A 15,143-nucleotide genomic window follows, 5' to 3' on the forward strand; every position below is an offset into this window, starting at 1 on the left:
GAATAGAATTGAACTATTGAAAATCTGCAGATGCAAAAAAGGCAATAATTATTCCAAAATAAATAATTGTAAATATTAATAGGATTACGGCAAGTGCAAGCCCAATATAGGATAATATTCTTCCTGTATTTACATTTTCATATCCTCGATAATTTCCAGGATTGGACTCATAAAAATTCTTAGCTTTTTTAGCATTGCTTAAACCTATAAAACTGAAAATAGCTCCAAAAGGACCACAACAGAAAAGGGTTAATACAATTGATAAAATGCCGAAAGTTAATGCGTTACTTGCACCCGGTATTTGTTGGTATTCTGAATTGTTCATCTAACTTATTGTTCTATTCCCCATTGTTCCATTATTTCTTGTTGCTGCTCCATAAGCATGTCCCAATCACTTGTAGTAATTACATAGACAAAACGAATAAGCATTAAAGCACTTAAAATTAATGCAATCAATGAAACAATTTTCCCAGTTTTTATTTGTTGGTAATTGTCATAAGACTCAGGGTTTACTTTATATATTTTTTCAGATTTAGTAGCTAAATAAAATGCAATCCCTGCAGGGATTATCCCAATTCCTGCAAAGCAGCAGCATAAGTATCCAGCGATTCCTAAAACTAGTATTAGGGTTGCATTCGGTAATTTTTGTTGTTCCATAATTTAAAGGTTTAGTTAGATAAATTTTAAAAAGTAATTGATTAGTATAAAACTCACAGTACTTACCATAAGTGTAATTGTAATTGTATTTGAATGTTTAAAGGGAAATAGTTTCTTGATTCCTAAGAAAGCAAAAAGCATTAACATTGGGTATATGGCCGGGTACATAATAAAAGCAGATATAAACTCTCCTTTTATTAAAAATAAAGCAGAGCGTTGCAAGCCACAACCCGGGCAATCTATGCCAAACAGTTGTTTTGTATAGCAAGGAAGCATATAACTTTCTAAAACCAAAAAAATGAATAATGCTTTAAGACGCATTGGTAATAAAATTATTAGTCGGAAAATTACCATTATTTTTGTGTTTACAAAACAAAAAGATGGCTCATTTTAAAATTGGCGATTCCGTAGAAACTATTGATGATGTTATAAAAGGGATTGTTGAATCAATTAATGGAGATGATATTACTATAATAAGTGAAGATGGTTTTCCATTAATGTACAAGGTAAACGAGTTGGTATTAATTTTAGATGATATACACGTGTCTAATATTGAAATTGCCCAAGTTAAAAAAGAAAAGGAGTTGCCAAAACGTAATAAAAATGTAGTTCCTAAGATAAAGGAGCGAAATGCCCCTAAAATGGAAGTAGATCTACATATTAATCAATTAATGAAAAATCCTAAAGAAATAGGAAAGTTTGAGATGTTGAACCTTCAGTTAGATACTGCAAAAAGACAATTAGATTTTGCTATTAGTAAAAGAATTCAAAAAATTGTTTTTATTCACGGGGTAGGTGAAGGCGTATTAAAAGAGGAATTGGGTTATATGCTTAGAAAATACGATAATGTAAAATTTTACGATGCAGATTACCAAAAGTATGGTTTAGGCGCAACAGAAGTTTATGTTTTTCAGAATTAAAAATTAAAGCGTAGTGGTAACTGTCCCGTATTCACTTATTTGTAAATCTGTAATTCTACTTCCGTTTTCATTTACAAACGATATACCGCTTAGTTGAATGGTATGTGTATATGTAATGCTATCTTCAGTGGTTGTGCTGATGATTATAGTACCACCTTCTGCTTCTATTTCTTCCATTACAGTAGGGGTTAATGGAGGCGGTGAATCACAGAAATAAGTACTTGTTACATCACCAGAAAATATTCGGTAACTTACTTGCGAATTGCCAGGTACCGCACTTTCTATATTTGTTGATGAAACCTCGTTTTTTAAAAGTCCACTTGGCAACGTTAATATTAAGGCCTCATCTCCATTTATTTTAAAAAATACATTTGCTGTTGAAGTAGAAACGGTTCCACAATTCTGAACAGTTTCAATACTATCAAAATCAACTGTTTCTATTTGTAAATCACCATCATTACAACCAAAAAATAAAAGAGAACAACCAACTAAAATGTATTTTTTCATAGTTCAAATTTAATTTAAAATTTGGAAACCATTAAGTTGCCAGGCTTTCATTTAAGGGTTAATTAACTTTAATTGAGTTATTTTTGTGCATTATTTATTTTAGAGTACTCAATTATGAAACATGTGTATTTAGATAACGCTGCAACAACACAAATACGCTCCAATGTTATTCGTAAAATGCAAGATGCTTTGGAGATATATGGTAATCCGTCTTCTACCCATAGTTTTGGGAGAACGGCCAAGACCGCTATTGAAAGTGCAAGAAAAACAATTGCTAAATATATAAATGCACAACCCTCTGAAATAATATTTACATCTGGCGGTACCGAGGCTGATAACATGATTATTAGGTGTGCAGTTCGGGATTTAAATGTAACTACTATTATTACTTCAAGAATTGAGCACCATGCTGTACTGCACACGGTAGAAGAGTTGGAGAAAAAAGGTTTAATTAAACTTTTATATGTGGATTTAGATACTTTTGGTAATCCAGATGTGGCTCATTTAGAAACATTGCTTCAAAAAGATGATACTAAAAAGTTGGTTAGTTTAATGCATATAAATAATGAAATAGGAAATAAAATTGACTTAGAGGAAATAACACTTTTGGCTAAAAGCTATGGGGCATTGGTCCATTCTGATGCCGTACAGTCTATAGGTCATTATAATTGGGATGTAAAAGCTTTACCGATTGATTTTTTGGCTGCTGCGGCACATAAATTTCATGGACCTAAGGGAGTAGGTTTTGCATTTATACGCAAAAATTCTGGACTAGGTAGTATGATTTCTGGTGGTTCACAAGAACGCGGACTTAGAGCAGGTACGGAATCTTTTCATAATATAGTGGGTTTAGAGGAGGCTTTTATTAATGCTTATGATAATCTTAAGGAAGAACAAAAATATATTGAAGGGCTAAAGACCTACTTTATAGAAAAAATAAAAGCAGATATACCTTTGGCTAAATTTAATGGCCACTCTGGTACTATTGAAAAAAGTACATATACTTTAATAAATGTATGTTTACCCATTGCTGAAGATAAAGCTACATTGTTATTGTTTAGTCTAGATATGAAGGGTATTGCTTGTTCTAAGGGTAGTGCTTGTCAATCTGGTAGCAATGCCGGTTCGCATGTTTTAACTGAAATTTTATCAAAAGAAGATATGAAAAAACCTTCGTTAAGGTTTTCATTCTCAATCTACAATTCAAAGGAAGATATCGATTATACTATTGAAGTTTTGAAAAATAGTATTGATGCTTAATTAGTTTTTATTACGATCACGTTTACGCTCTCTTTCATATGGAAATTTACGTATGGCCAATTTCATCATACGATCTATAAGGTCGGTGGTGTTTTTTCCGGTTTTCTTATTAATTTGTTTTTCGTATTTCCAAAGTAGTTTACCGGTAATCCCATCACTTATTTTTATACCTATTCTTCCGTAATTTGCACCGCCAGATATATAGTCGGTAAAACTAAATTCTGTTGGTACACCATTAGACAATAGTATGTTTAAATCTAAAGTGCCACTTATAATGCCATCCACACCTAAAATTTCACTTAATTCTTTGGTAGTATATACATCAATATTTTCATAGCTAATGTTGTTTTTAGCTAAGATTGCAGTAGTGTTTTCTATATTTTGAAATGTTACCGGCAATTTTTTCTTTTTACTTCTTTTTGAAAAATAAGTTTCTAAAGCATTTTGCACGGCATAACCTTCATTTTCTTCTAATCTTTTTTGCTCGGTTTTGGAGACTTTTTCGTTTAAATCTAAATTAGTAAGAAAGGGAATTATAGCTAGAATATTATGATTAGAGCTGAGTATATCAAAATTAGGACTCTCATAAATATTTTTCTGAGCAGTAGTGGAAAAAGAAATAATAATTGCTAAAAGTAATAGTATTCTCTTCATCTTATTTTTTTAAAGGCGTAATCCTAGTCTTAAGTTTAATACTCGCGATGTTAAATAATTTGGAACAGCATATTCATTTTTACTACTAGCATCTCGTACCCAAGTGTTTGTAATTGAATTTTGATTATTGAATAAATTAAAAAGTTCAAAGCCAAAGCTCAATTCTTTAAAAGCATGAAGCCAGTGTGTTGAAGGATATTGCTTATTCTTATTTGCAAAAATATAGGAAATTCCTAAATCTGCACGTTTATAATCTCTTAATCTATTCTGAAAATTGTATGGATCGGCATAACTAGGAGACCCCCCAGGAACTCCTGTTTGATATACTAAGTTCAAATACATTTTTAAATCTGGTATTGTAGGTATATAATCTTGAAAAAGTATGCCAATTTTTAATCGTTGATCTGTAGGTCTTGGTATATAGCCTTTGTTATCTCTGTTTTCCTCGGTTTTTAAATATCCAATACTTATCCAAGACTCGGTGCCCGGTACAAATGCACCGTTCATTCTTAGCTCTGCACCGTAAACATAAGCTTCTGTATTATTGTTCGCAGAATAACGAATACGAACATCCTCTAATGTATACGGGTTAACATTTTTTAATTTTTTGTAATAAGTTTCGCTTATTAAAGTAAATGGCCGTTCCCAAAGAAGAAAGCTATACTCATTGCCAGCAACTATATTTAACGCCTTTTGTGCTTTTACGTTTGGTTGAATTGTTCCCGTACTATCTCTTAATTCTCTATAAAATGGGGGCTGGTGGTAAATTCCTGTTGAGAGTCTAAATAACATATCCTTATCCCAATTTGGTTTAATTGCAAATTGTGCTCTTGGGCTAAAGACGGTATGATCTACTTTTTCTACACCTGTACCACTTACAGTCCAATGATGTGTTCGTATACCTAAATTATAATATATATCAGTTTCATTCCAAGTTTTTTGGGTTCCTAATTGTACATAACCTGAGAATCGATTTGTTTTTACAAAATTCAATGCATTAATTCCATTGTATGCCACTAATGGTGCATTAAAAGGTTCTAATGGTTGATTATTAATAAACTCTGAACGTGGCGGTCTAATCGAGTATCCTGCCGAATCTATAAACTCAGATTCTCGTAATTGATCGCGAATATCTTCATGGGTAAATTTTGCACCCCATTCAAGAACAGAATTATTCATGGTATGTGTGCCTTTATGCTCCATATTAAAAATAAGCGCATCTAAGTCATTTCTTGTTCTATTAAATTGAGAGCCAACATTGCGGGTGGTAATTACTTCACCTACAGAGCTACTACCTAAATTACTGTCAATGTCACCCAATTGATAAGCCGCAATTACATTCGAATACTCTTCTTCCGTAGTATGGTAAATAGATGATATAAGTTTTAATGTAGTATTGTCATTTAAAATGTAGGTGCCTTTTAATGCTCCCAATGCTGTAGTGTACTTGTTTATTTCTTGTCCTTCGTAGTAGACTACTAGCGCCTGCGGATTATCTAAAGTGCCAAAATTGGTTTGTCTATTTAAGGGTTTGTTGGTATAATCGTTAACCGCTAAGTTGCCTAAAAAATTTAATTTTAACTTTGGGGAGAAACGATAGGTTGCATAGCTCTGAACATCGGTAAATGCAGGATTAAAATTACTTTGCGTTTGTCGACTATTTACCAATAATGAGTTATCTCTATAACGTATACCCGATACCGAACTTAATTTTTGATTTTTAGATACGGTTTCAAGACTTGTACTTGCGCCTAAAAAGCTTAAATCGGCCCGTAAAGAAAAGAGGGTTGGGGTTTTATAGTTAATATCTAATACAGAAGCTAATTTATCGCCATATTTAGCTTGAAAACCTCCTGCCGAAAATTTCACGTTTTGTATAAGGTCACTATTTACAAAGCTTAAACCTTCTTGTTGTGCGGAACGTATTAAAAACGGTCTATACACCTCTATCTCGTTAACATAAACCAAATTTTCGTCATAGTTTCCTCCACGAACAGCATATTGCGTGCTAAGCTCATTGTTTGATGATACGCCAGGCAACAATTTTAGAATAGTTTCTACACCATAGTTGGCTCCAGGAATTTTTCTTATGTCCTCTGGTGAAATATTTAAAATATTATTTATTTTTTTATTGCCATTTGCAGTAACCGTAACACCGTCTATTTGAGTGATGTTGCTTTTTAAAATAGGGTTAAATTCGAAGGTTTCATTGGTTGTTAAAATTAGATCTTTGACGATAACATCTTTATAGGCTATGTGAGAAAAAGTAATTGTATTTTCTGTATCGGCAGTAATTTCAAGAATATAAAATCCTTCTAAATTTGTAGTGGTTCCAAATTCGTTAGCTACTATATTAACATTAGATAAAGGCACATTGCTGGCACTTAAAACAATGCCAGAAATAGTTGCGCTTTGTGCAAAACACATTGAAGTGCACAGTGCTAAAATTAAGCCTAGAACATTATTAAATTTCAACTATGTTATTTTCTATAAAATGAGGTGGTTAGGGTATTTTCGTTGCCTACATTATCTATAACGGTAACAATAAGTTCACATTGCGTTTGGCTAGTTATCCTATCATCGAAATTGTAGGTTAGTGTATTTGTTTTAGGTTCGTATTCCATTAAAATCCATTCTCCATTTAAAGTTGCCGAATAGCTGTCAACACCGCTAAGATCGTCGGCTATCTGTAAACTCAAGTATTTATAATTGTTTAACCATTGTTTTTCTTTGAAGTTTTTGGTTCTAATTGTTGGTGCAACTGTATCACGCGCTAATGTATATGTGCCTAAGTATCGGGTGCGGGTGGTAAACTCATTACCCCTTTTATACGTATTTGCATGGGTGGGTCTAAGTTTGGCATCTAATCTGGCAATAAATAATTGCTTTTGTATTTCTGTAGGATATTTAGAAACATCAAAAGTAATGGTGAAATTTCTATGGGCGGGTACTGTATTGTTATGGATAGTTACCGTGTCTGATCCTTTTTTTAAGTCAATATAAAAATCTTCATAAAATGTATTAGTTGGGAAATACACCTTGGCACCATCTAAATCAAAATTATTTGGTTTATTGGCAATAACGTAGTTGTCGGTTTTCTCAATTTTCTTTTTGTTGCCTAATTCATTTTTAACTCCTTCTATAGGAATGTTTAGTTCAATTTTGTTTCCAGCATAATCAGATATTAATAATTTACACATATAACTAAGCCCTTCATTTACTTGTAACTTTCCATCATTAAACAGCTCTTTATAAATATTTAAATTGTTTCCTGGGGACTTAAAACTCTTTTGTATTCGCTGATTATTTCTTCCATAATAGTCGTAATCTACTAGTGTGTTAATATATCTTGTTTCTCCAAAAGAAAAAGATTCAAAATCATAAAGCGAATAAATTTTACCATTTACACTAAACTCTACAGCATAAACGCCATTTTTATTTGCGGCCATATCAAGTCTGTCAAAACCAATAAAACCAATTCCAATATCTCCAAGCGCATTAACCTTATCCGCTAAGTAGGTGCCATCACTTTGTCTACTAAAATTAATTTGTGTGCGCTCGTAATTACCGTTTATATGGGACTGGTCTTTTAAAGGATAGGCAAAGATTTTTTCTACTATAGGGTTAGTAGCATCGGCAACATCCAAACCATATAATAGTGGATTAGTAGGCTTCTCAGAAATACTACTTCTTATTTCAAAATGTAAATGTGGACCAGCAGAACCGCCAGTATTTCCACTGTAAGCAATTAGTTCACCTTTTTCTACCTTTAATTCTCCGTAATCAGGAAATACTTCTACTTCAAAAGATTTTTTGTCATACTGTAATTTCTTTATGTAAGCTTCTATAGCTGGAGAAAATTTTTGAAGATGACCGTAAACAGAATTATATCCGTTTGGGTGGGCAATATATAATACTTTGCCGTACCCCCATAAAGAGACTTTTATACGTGTAATTGTTCCTTCGCCAATGGCCATAATGGGTATGCCTTCGCGTTGTTGGGTTTTAATATCAACACCCGAATGAAAATGATTTGAACGAAGTTCACCAAAAGTACCTGCTAAAATAATTGGAATGTCCATTGGTGGCCTAAATGCATCTTTAGGATACTCTTCTTGAGAAAAAAGGGGGAAACAAAATAATAATAAAAGGATAAGAGGTATTTTTTTCATAAGTAGATATCAATAGTGCGAAAATAAATAAACAAGAACAATTCTATTTAGTTGGTTACGCTAAAATTATAATAAAGAGCTTCAATTTATTGGATAAAGAAATTAAGTTGAACAGTTTTAGTAATTTTTCACAAAACTATTGCTAAGTCATCTAATCTATGTTAACTTTGTGTAAATCGCATTGACGGTAATGTATGGGCGAATTAATTAAAATAGTTGATTCTTTAGAAAATAAAATAAGCAAATTGTTGCATAAACTAGAGGTTTTAAACAATGCTAATATGGAGTTAGAAAAAGAATTGCTACGTATTAAATCTTCACAAGAAAACGCAAGTAAAACGGTTTCTGAATGGGAAGAAAAATATAATTCACTCAAACTTGCTAGTTCTATGCTAGGCAGTAATACCAATAAAACAGAAGCTAAGCTTAAAATAAACACATTAATACGAGAGTTGGACCATTGTATAGCTCAGTTGTCGGAATAATGTTACTATAATATGTCAGATAAGCTCAAAATAAAACTTTCGATTGCTGATAGGGTGTACCCTTTAACAATAGACCCTGCGCAAGAAGAAGGTTTGCGAAAAGCGGCTAAGAATATAGAACAGCTGGCCAAAAAATTTGAGCAAAATTATGCGGTTAGGGATAAACAAGATGTTTTGGCCATGTGTGCCTTACAGTTCGCCTCTAAAATAGAGCAAAATGGCATAGAGCAAACGGAAGGCACCAAAGAAGCTGAAGAGCGCTTAAAAGCGCTTGAGGAATTGGTGAATTCTAAACTAGCACTGAAATAAAAACGTTCTTTTAAAATATATTAAGTTACTGCCCACATTGGTAATACCTTTTGACAAACTCAACATTTATTTTTTTAAAAAGGGTGAGTTTAGATTGTAAAAGCAGGCCCTACTCGTATAGGGATCCTTGAGCAGTCTGTTAGCCCTAAACCTGTTTACCGGAGTTTGATCAAAACTTCTCCAATGTGGGCTTTTTTTTTATTAATAAATTACACTATGGATAGTACAATGATAATTATTGCCGCAATAGTTGGGCTGGCAATCGGTTTTGCAATAGCAAAATTTTTGGAAAAAGGGAAAGCCTCTAAAACCATAATAAACGCAAAAAAAGATGCTGAACGCATATTAAAAGATGCAAATGCAGAAGGGGAGAGTGTCAAAAAAGAGAAAATATTACAAGCAAAAGAGAAGTTTTTAGAATTAAAGGCGGAACATGAGAAGGTTATTAATAGCAAGGATAAAAAGATAAACGACGCAGAGAAGCGTACTAGAGATAAGGAATCTCAAGTGAGTAGTGAGCTTGCAAAAAATAAGCAAATGAACTCACAATTAGATGGTAAATTAAAAGAAGTAGAGCAAAAACAAGAATTATACGAAAAACGTCATGAGGATTTGGACAAAATGCACAAGAGCCAAATTCAACAATTAGAGGTTATTTCTGGTTTATCTGCAGATGAAGCAAAAAATCAATTAGTTGAAAGCTTAAAAGAGACAGCTAAATCTGATGCAATGGCATACATTCAATCTACTGTAGAAGAGTCTAAACTTACTGCACAACAAGAAGCTCGTAAAATAATTATCAATACCATTCAGCGTATAGGAACAGAAGAAGCGGTTGAAAACTGCGTATCTGTTTTTAATATAGAATCTGATGATGTAAAAGGACGAATAATTGGTAGAGAAGGTAGAAATATTAGGGCTTTAGAAGCAGCAACAGGTGTTGAGATTATTGTAGATGATACACCAGAAGCTATTATTCTTTCATGTTTTGATTCTGTTAGAAGAGAAGTTGCTAGACTATCACTGCATAAATTAGTTACAGATGGTAGAATACACCCTGCAAGAATTGAAGAAATTGTTAAGAAAACAGAAAAGCAAATTGAAGCGGAAATTGTCGAAATTGGTAAGCGTACTGTTATTGATTTAGGCATACATGGATTGCACCCGGAGCTTATTAGAGCTGTTGGGAGAATGAAATATAGATCTTCTTACGGACAAAATTTATTGCAGCACTCTAGAGAAGTTGCTAAACTTTGTGGTGTAATGGCAGCTGAATTAGGTCTTAATCCTAAAATTGCGAAACGTGCCGGGCTATTACATGATATTGGAAAAGTACCAAATACAGAAAATGAAGTAGAAACGCCACACGCTATTTTAGGTATGCAATGGGCAGAAAAATTTGGAGAGAAACCAGAGGTATGTAATGCTATTGGCGCTCACCATGACGAAATAGAAATGAAAACACTAATTGCACCAATAGTTCAGGTTTGTGATGCAATAAGTGGCGCTAGACCTGGGGCAAGAAGACAGGTATTAGATTCTTATATTCAACGTTTAAAGGATCTTGAAGAGGTTGCATTTGGTTTTAGCGGTGTTCAAAAAGCATATGCAATACAAGCAGGTAGAGAGTTGCGAGTTATTGTCGAGAGCGAAAAAGTAACTGATGATAGAGCTTCACAATTATCTTTTGAAATTTCTCAAAAAATACAAACAGATATGACCTATCCTGGGCAAGTGAAAGTTACTGTGATACGAGAAACAAGAGCGGTTAACGTCGCCAAATAATTAATAATTGTTAAGTAATCTAAAAGCCTCTATGAAGAGGCTTTTTTTATTGGCACCGCCAAAGGGGATATTACCCCGAGGCTTGCCTCGAAATTAAAAGTTCGTTTCGGGCGAATCCCTCGTGGGCTTGCCTCGAGGTAGTTTACTTCTGAAAATATCAAAATATTAATATTTATATTTTTTACATTTTTAATAGTAAATTTTGAGGTTTTAAAGATTGGAAAATTATTAATTGGACTTTAATAAATTATACGATATTTATTAAGATGAATTTATCGCAATTAGAGCGGTAAAGTGAACTTTATGTTTATAATAAAATCAATTATGAATTTTAATTGTTCACCAAGTTTTTTGCCCAAAGATTAAATTTTTGTGAGGCCAACATCTGTACTTTTAATGTCTTTGATATTTAGCTTTTCAAATAAATGAAATACTTTGCGCCATTACTTTTTTGGTATACTTGTTATATTTTCCTTATAGTTGAAGAATTGGATTTTTTTATTCTTCGCTGTTTTCTATATCTTCAACATCTTTTTCTAAGTTGTTTTTTAAGATGTTAAGCTTTTTTAATTTTGCTTTCCACGCAGCTAATGACTCTTTATGCTGATTAACTCTTTTTATTACATCTTGTACTATAGGGTTGCTTTCTGAAGCATTTGAAAAAAAATCTAGATTATTCTCTAATTGTCTAATTTCATCTTTGCTTTCATCTATTTTCTTTCTGATAAATGTGCGCTCGTTTTGTATTGCTCTTTCCTTATTATCAGTATCTGTAAGTTGTTGAATTTTATTGCCATATTTCAAAAGCTCAGATTGTTGTTTGCTAATCCCCATTTTCTGAAACAGCGCATCAATTATTTTGTCGAATTTTTGATTAATATTTTTCTTTTTAAATGGGACTCTCCCATAAGTTTTCCATTCTTCAGAAAATTCTTTTATAGACGCTAAATCCTTTTCTTTTTCACCACTTAATTCAAAACTCTTAAGTCGCTCAATAAAAGCATCTTTTTGTTTGTAGTTGGCTTCTTCTTCTTTAAATGCATCATTTTTAAGTGCATTTAACCTATCGAAATAATGATTACAGGCATTTTTAAAATCTTTCCATAGTTTGTCGGAATACTTGCGTGGCACGTGACCTACTTTTTTCCATTCACCCTGTATTCGTTTCATTTCAGAGGTGGTACTGTCCCAATCTTCACTTTCTTTAAGGGAGAGAGCAACTTCTAACAAGGCTCTTTTTTTATCTAAGTTCTCTTGTTGGTCTTTTTTAAGGTTTTTGTAAAATGCGTTTTTATTTTGATTAAAATTTCGAACAGCTGTTTTAAAGGAATTCCAAGTTTTAGAATTCAATTTTTGTGGTACTTGTCCAGCTTTGAAAAAGGCATCACGTAGTTCTTCAATTTTTTTAATTTGTTGTTGTAATGTGCCATGATTAGAAGATACATTGGCCGAAATGTTATTAATATCTTCAATTAATGCATTCTTACGCGCTAAATTTTTCTCTTTTATTTTATCGAGATTTTTGAAAAAATCTTGTCTTCTTTCATGTATGGTTTTAGTAGCGGCACTAAATTTGTCCCAAATATCCTCCCGATGGTCTTTGCCGACTGGGCCTAAATCTTCTTTCCAAATTTTGTGTAATACCTGTAATTCTCTAAATGCACGGTTTAAATCTGGTTCCTTAGCTAATTCCTCAGCTCTGGCAACTATCTTACTTTTTTCTTCTAGATTATGTTTAAAATCTAGGTCTCGCAATTCCCTATTTATGTTTAAGAAATCGTAGAAAATTTCAATATGATGATGATATGTTTTCCAAACATTATTATAGTCAGCTTTTGGAATAGGTCCTGCATGACGCCATTTGGCTTGTATGTCTTTAAAATTGTTATAGGTAGTATTGATGTCTTCCTCAACATTGACCAAAGCTTTTAATTGCTCAATTAAATCTAACCGATAAGCAAGATTTTCTTTGTGGCTTTTTTCTAAACTTTTATAATGTTGATTTCGTTTTTCACGATATTCATTGTAAACTTCATTGAACTGCCTTTTGGCTACAGAATTATATCTGAAATCAATTTCATTACCACCGCTGGTAATAAATTCCTCTTTTTTACCTTCTAGAAATTCATCAAATTTTTGATTGAACTCATCTTTTATAGTATCTACGTGCTTTCTAATTGCTTGAACTTTTTCGTTTTTAACTAGACGTTGCAATTCACCAACTAAATTTTCCATACTCATTTCATGGTATTCCGGCATCGGAATTTCATGACGCTTAACGGTATCTGTGTCTTCAGCATCTTCTGCATTAGAATCATCAATTTCATTGATGACATCTGTTTCTACAACTATAGTATTTTGGTCAGCTATAGAATCTTTTTGAGATTCAGTTGAAGTTTCATTCTTTTCTACTGTACCCTCTTCTAAATTTACAGTGCTTTTAATTATAGTTTTTTCTTCTTTTGAAGTTTCAGGTAGTTGTTGTTTTTTCTCCTCAGACATAATCCTTAATTATATGTTTACAAGATAGTGACAACCCTAAGAATGGCAAAGAATTGATGCTTCTTTTTAACTCTGAGTAGAGGCTTTAATCTTTGGCATCTATACCATATAATAGTTTTGAAAACTTTTATATTTATAATATTTTATTATTGGTTCCATATTTCCCAAGATTTTTCTGCTTGAAATTCTAACATTCTATATCCATTACAAATTGCAGCTCCATTTGCCTTTCCTGCTAATAAAAATGCGGTTTCCTCGGGATTGTAAATTAGGTCGAAAAGAAGATGCTGATTATTAATTGATTCGTAAGGTATAGCTGGTTTTTCTTCTATATTTGGGAATGTACCAACAGGTGAGCAATTAATGATTAATGTATGGTCATTAATTATTTCATCAGTAAGTTGCTGATATGTGAAACCATTGTTTTTTCCGCTTCTAGATACAAAAGAAAATTTAATTTGTAGTTCATCTAATACAAACGCTATAGCTTTGGATGCTCCTCCAGTACCCAAAATTAATGCTTTCTTGTGATGTTTTTTTAGATGAGGTTCTATGGATTTTTCAAATCCATAGGCATCTGTATTAAATCCAACTAGTCCATTTTTACTGGGTTTTATGGTGTTTACTGCACCAATTTTTTGCGCTGCGGCATCGATGTGGTCTAAATATTTAATAACATCTTCTTTGTAAGGTATGGTAACATTTAGACCCTTTATATTTTCGGTTTTTTTAAAAATACCAGCAAATTCTGATATAGTTTGTAGATCGAAATTTTGATAGGAACAATTTTTAAGACTCAGATCTTCAAATTTTTTTTTAAAATAACCTCTTGAAAATGAGTAAGAAATGTTTTTTCCTATTAATCCGTAATTACACTTCTGTTTTTCTGTTTTTTCCATACCAATCTAAAAGTAACAAAATACTAATACCAATTATAATAAAGAGAATAGCGGTCCAATTTTCTACGCTGGTCATATCTGGAAGAAACCGCTCATAATTCATTATAATCTGTTTTCCATTGGTATCTAAAATTAATTCACCGTTGATACCGGTTTTGTATATAGTTTTTTTCCAAGGCCAAACCACCCCTAAAGAACCAGTAATGAACCCTAAAATGGTTGCTGTAGTAATATGTTTGTAATATTTTAAAACATAACTTAATAAATGGGATAAAGTTACAAGACCGGTAGCTGACCCAAGTGTAAATACCGCTAGAATTTTAAGCGTATGTAAGCGCTCAACGTTCGATGTAAAACTAAAATCTCCAATCAATATTTCAGAAAATGTATCATAAAGTGCATTGACAGAGTCTACTAACAGTAATACATAATTACCCAAAAGAATCAGTATAAACGAACCAGAAAGACCAGGTAGGGTCATACCAGATACACTTATTATTCCACATAAAAATATGAATAACAGATTATCATTTTCTTTTGCAGGATTTAGAAAACTAATGGCGACTCCAATACTTAAACCAATAATGGCCGCAGTAAATGTCTTCTTTTTCCAATAGTCAAAATCTTTTCCAATGTAATAGATAGAACCTAATATCATTCCAAAAAAAGATGCCCAAACAAAAAGCTCTCGTTTAACAAGGAAGTAATCTAAAATTTTGGAAATACTGAAATAGCTAACCAACATTCCAAAAATTAGAAGCCAAAGAAAGGTGCCGTTTATATACCGATAAAAACTTTTTACTCTACCATTAATTAGTAATTTGAACGCTTTTGCGTTTATTTTTTGTAGGGAGTAAATAAATTCCTCATAAAAGCCGCCTACAAAGGCTACAATGCCACCCGAAACCCCAGGGACTTTGTTCGCTGCGCCCATAAATAGTCCCTTAATGACTAAGAAAATTTTATCATTTAAGGTTCGGGGTTTGTTCATAT

At 32.5% G+C, this 15,143-nt stretch carries 15 protein-coding genes and 1 other RNA gene; 6 read left to right on the forward strand and 10 right to left on the reverse strand.

The window, feature by feature from the left end:
- Positions 1–13 precede the first annotated feature (13 nt).
- The 3 genes from BTR34_RS14210 to BTR34_RS14220 are packed head-to-tail and all read right to left on the reverse strand — an operon-like array spanning position 14 to position 1,011.
- Positions 14–325, reverse strand: coding sequence for a CCC motif membrane protein (locus BTR34_RS14210; RefSeq protein ID WP_068482773.1), 312 nt, complete (start codon positions 323–325; stop codon positions 14–16).
- 5 nt (positions 326–330) lie between these two features.
- Positions 331–657, reverse strand: a complete 327-nt coding sequence (locus BTR34_RS14215) for a CCC motif membrane protein (RefSeq protein WP_068482770.1) — start codon at positions 655–657, stop codon at positions 331–333.
- 15 nt (positions 658–672) lie between these two features.
- Positions 673–1,011 carry a DUF2752 domain-containing protein gene (locus tag BTR34_RS14220; RefSeq protein ID WP_317043886.1) on the reverse strand — a complete coding sequence of 113 codons (339 nt, stop codon included), beginning with the start codon at positions 1,009–1,011 and terminating at the stop codon, positions 673–675.
- A gap of 26 nt (positions 1,012–1,037) precedes the next feature.
- Between BTR34_RS14220 and BTR34_RS14225 the strand changes: the two genes are divergently transcribed.
- Positions 1,038–1,577: a Smr/MutS family protein gene (locus BTR34_RS14225; RefSeq protein ID WP_068482767.1), complete on the forward strand. Its 540-nt coding sequence runs from the start codon at positions 1,038–1,040 to the stop codon at positions 1,575–1,577.
- Between the two features lie 3 nt (positions 1,578–1,580).
- On the opposite strand, the gene BTR34_RS14230 is transcribed toward BTR34_RS14225, so the two are convergent.
- Complete coding sequence (locus tag BTR34_RS14230) at positions 1,581–2,084, reverse strand: hypothetical protein (protein ID WP_068482764.1); 504 nt, start codon at positions 2,082–2,084, stop codon at positions 1,581–1,583.
- A 114-nt stretch (positions 2,085–2,198) separates the two neighbouring features.
- On the opposite strand from BTR34_RS14230, the gene BTR34_RS14235 reads away from it, so the two are divergent.
- Complete coding sequence (locus tag BTR34_RS14235; protein WP_068482762.1) at positions 2,199–3,344, forward strand: cysteine desulfurase family protein; 1,146 nt, start codon at positions 2,199–2,201, stop codon at positions 3,342–3,344.
- Here BTR34_RS14235 and BTR34_RS14240 read toward each other — a convergent pair whose 3' ends face one another.
- Genes BTR34_RS14240 through BTR34_RS14250 form a run of 3 tightly spaced genes read right to left on the reverse strand, consistent with a single transcriptional unit; the run spans position 3,345 to position 8,170 of the window.
- Positions 3,345–3,998 carry a hypothetical protein gene (locus BTR34_RS14240; RefSeq protein WP_068482759.1) on the reverse strand — a complete coding sequence of 218 codons (654 nt, stop codon included), beginning with the start codon at positions 3,996–3,998 and terminating at the stop codon, positions 3,345–3,347. It abuts the gene before it with no gap.
- A 9-nt stretch (positions 3,999–4,007) separates the two neighbouring features.
- The gene (locus BTR34_RS14245) at positions 4,008–6,425 is read right to left on the reverse strand and encodes a TonB-dependent receptor (protein ID WP_068482756.1); all 2,418 of its coding nucleotides are present in this window, start codon (positions 6,423–6,425) and stop codon (positions 4,008–4,010) included.
- Between the two features lie 53 nt (positions 6,426–6,478).
- Positions 6,479–8,170 carry a M23 family metallopeptidase gene (locus tag BTR34_RS14250; RefSeq protein WP_068482753.1) on the reverse strand — a complete coding sequence of 564 codons (1,692 nt, stop codon included), beginning with the start codon at positions 8,168–8,170 and terminating at the stop codon, positions 6,479–6,481.
- A gap of 194 nt (positions 8,171–8,364) precedes the next feature.
- Between BTR34_RS14250 and BTR34_RS14255 the strand changes: the two genes are divergently transcribed.
- The 4 genes from BTR34_RS14255 to rny all read left to right on the forward strand — a co-directional run bounded on the left by BTR34_RS14255 (position 8,365) and on the right by rny (position 10,749).
- Complete coding sequence (locus BTR34_RS14255) at positions 8,365–8,655, forward strand: hypothetical protein (RefSeq protein WP_068482750.1); 291 nt, start codon at positions 8,365–8,367, stop codon at positions 8,653–8,655.
- A 12-nt stretch (positions 8,656–8,667) separates the two neighbouring features.
- Positions 8,668–8,964: a cell division protein ZapA gene (locus BTR34_RS14260; protein WP_068482747.1), complete on the forward strand. Its 297-nt coding sequence runs from the start codon at positions 8,668–8,670 to the stop codon at positions 8,962–8,964.
- Between the two features lie 57 nt (positions 8,965–9,021).
- Positions 9,022–9,131: non-coding RNA, 6S RNA (gene ssrS, locus BTR34_RS14265), on the forward strand.
- Positions 9,132–9,180: 49 nt separating this feature from the next.
- Complete coding sequence (gene rny, locus BTR34_RS14270) at positions 9,181–10,749, forward strand: ribonuclease Y (protein ID WP_068482825.1); 1,569 nt, start codon at positions 9,181–9,183, stop codon at positions 10,747–10,749.
- Between the two features lie 498 nt (positions 10,750–11,247).
- On the opposite strand, the gene BTR34_RS14275 is transcribed toward rny, so the two are convergent.
- From BTR34_RS14275 to BTR34_RS14285, 3 genes are all read right to left on the reverse strand, one after another.
- The gene (locus BTR34_RS14275; protein ID WP_068482744.1) at positions 11,248–13,251 is read right to left on the reverse strand and encodes a DUF349 domain-containing protein; all 2,004 of its coding nucleotides are present in this window, start codon (positions 13,249–13,251) and stop codon (positions 11,248–11,250) included.
- A 146-nt stretch (positions 13,252–13,397) separates the two neighbouring features.
- Positions 13,398–14,150, reverse strand: coding sequence for a shikimate dehydrogenase family protein (locus tag BTR34_RS14280; protein ID WP_068482740.1), 753 nt, complete (start codon positions 14,148–14,150; stop codon positions 13,398–13,400).
- Complete coding sequence (locus BTR34_RS14285; protein ID WP_068482737.1) at positions 14,122–15,141, reverse strand: DUF368 domain-containing protein; 1,020 nt, start codon at positions 15,139–15,141, stop codon at positions 14,122–14,124. Before BTR34_RS14285 ends, BTR34_RS14280 begins: the two co-directional genes overlap by 29 nt.
- Positions 15,142–15,143 lie beyond the last annotated feature (2 nt).

Origin of the sequence: Maribacter hydrothermalis (genome assembly GCF_001913155.1) — a bacterium.
Classification (GTDB): domain Bacteria; phylum Bacteroidota; class Bacteroidia; order Flavobacteriales; family Flavobacteriaceae; genus Maribacter; species Maribacter hydrothermalis.

Bases quoted from the DNA above. Each gene is read 5' to 3' on its own strand.
- BTR34_RS14230 (WP_068482764.1), bottom strand. From the start codon at position 2,084: ATGAAAAAATACATTTTAGTTGGTTGTTCTCTTTTATTTTTTGGTTGT.
- BTR34_RS14225 (WP_068482767.1), top strand. From the start codon at position 1,038: ATGGCTCATTTTAAAATTGGCGATTCCGTAGAAACTATTGATGATGTT.
- BTR34_RS14285 (WP_068482737.1), bottom strand. From the start codon at position 15,141: ATGAACAAACCCCGAACCTTAAATGATAAAATTTTCTTAGTCATTAAG.
- BTR34_RS14235 (WP_068482762.1), top strand. From the start codon at position 2,199: ATGAAACATGTGTATTTAGATAACGCTGCAACAACACAAATACGCTCC.
- BTR34_RS14210 (WP_068482773.1), bottom strand. From the start codon at position 325: ATGAACAATTCAGAATACCAACAAATACCGGGTGCAAGTAACGCATTA.
- BTR34_RS14245 (WP_068482756.1), bottom strand. From the start codon at position 6,425: ATGTGTTTTGCACAAAGCGCAACTATTTCTGGCATTGTTTTAAGTGCC.
- BTR34_RS14220 (WP_317043886.1), bottom strand. From the start codon at position 1,011: ATGGTAATTTTCCGACTAATAATTTTATTACCAATGCGTCTTAAAGCA.
- BTR34_RS14215 (WP_068482770.1), bottom strand. From the start codon at position 657: ATGGAACAACAAAAATTACCGAATGCAACCCTAATACTAGTTTTAGGA.
- BTR34_RS14275 (WP_068482744.1), bottom strand. From the start codon at position 13,251: ATGTCTGAGGAGAAAAAACAACAACTACCTGAAACTTCAAAAGAAGAA.
- BTR34_RS14255 (WP_068482750.1), top strand. From the start codon at position 8,365: ATGGGCGAATTAATTAAAATAGTTGATTCTTTAGAAAATAAAATAAGC.
- BTR34_RS14250 (WP_068482753.1), bottom strand. From the start codon at position 8,170: ATGAAAAAAATACCTCTTATCCTTTTATTATTATTTTGTTTCCCCCTT.
- BTR34_RS14280 (WP_068482740.1), bottom strand. From the start codon at position 14,150: ATGGAAAAAACAGAAAAACAGAAGTGTAATTACGGATTAATAGGAAAA.
- rny (WP_068482825.1), top strand. From the start codon at position 9,181: ATGGATAGTACAATGATAATTATTGCCGCAATAGTTGGGCTGGCAATC.
- BTR34_RS14260 (WP_068482747.1), top strand. From the start codon at position 8,668: ATGTCAGATAAGCTCAAAATAAAACTTTCGATTGCTGATAGGGTGTAC.
- BTR34_RS14240 (WP_068482759.1), bottom strand. From the start codon at position 3,998: ATGAAGAGAATACTATTACTTTTAGCAATTATTATTTCTTTTTCCACT.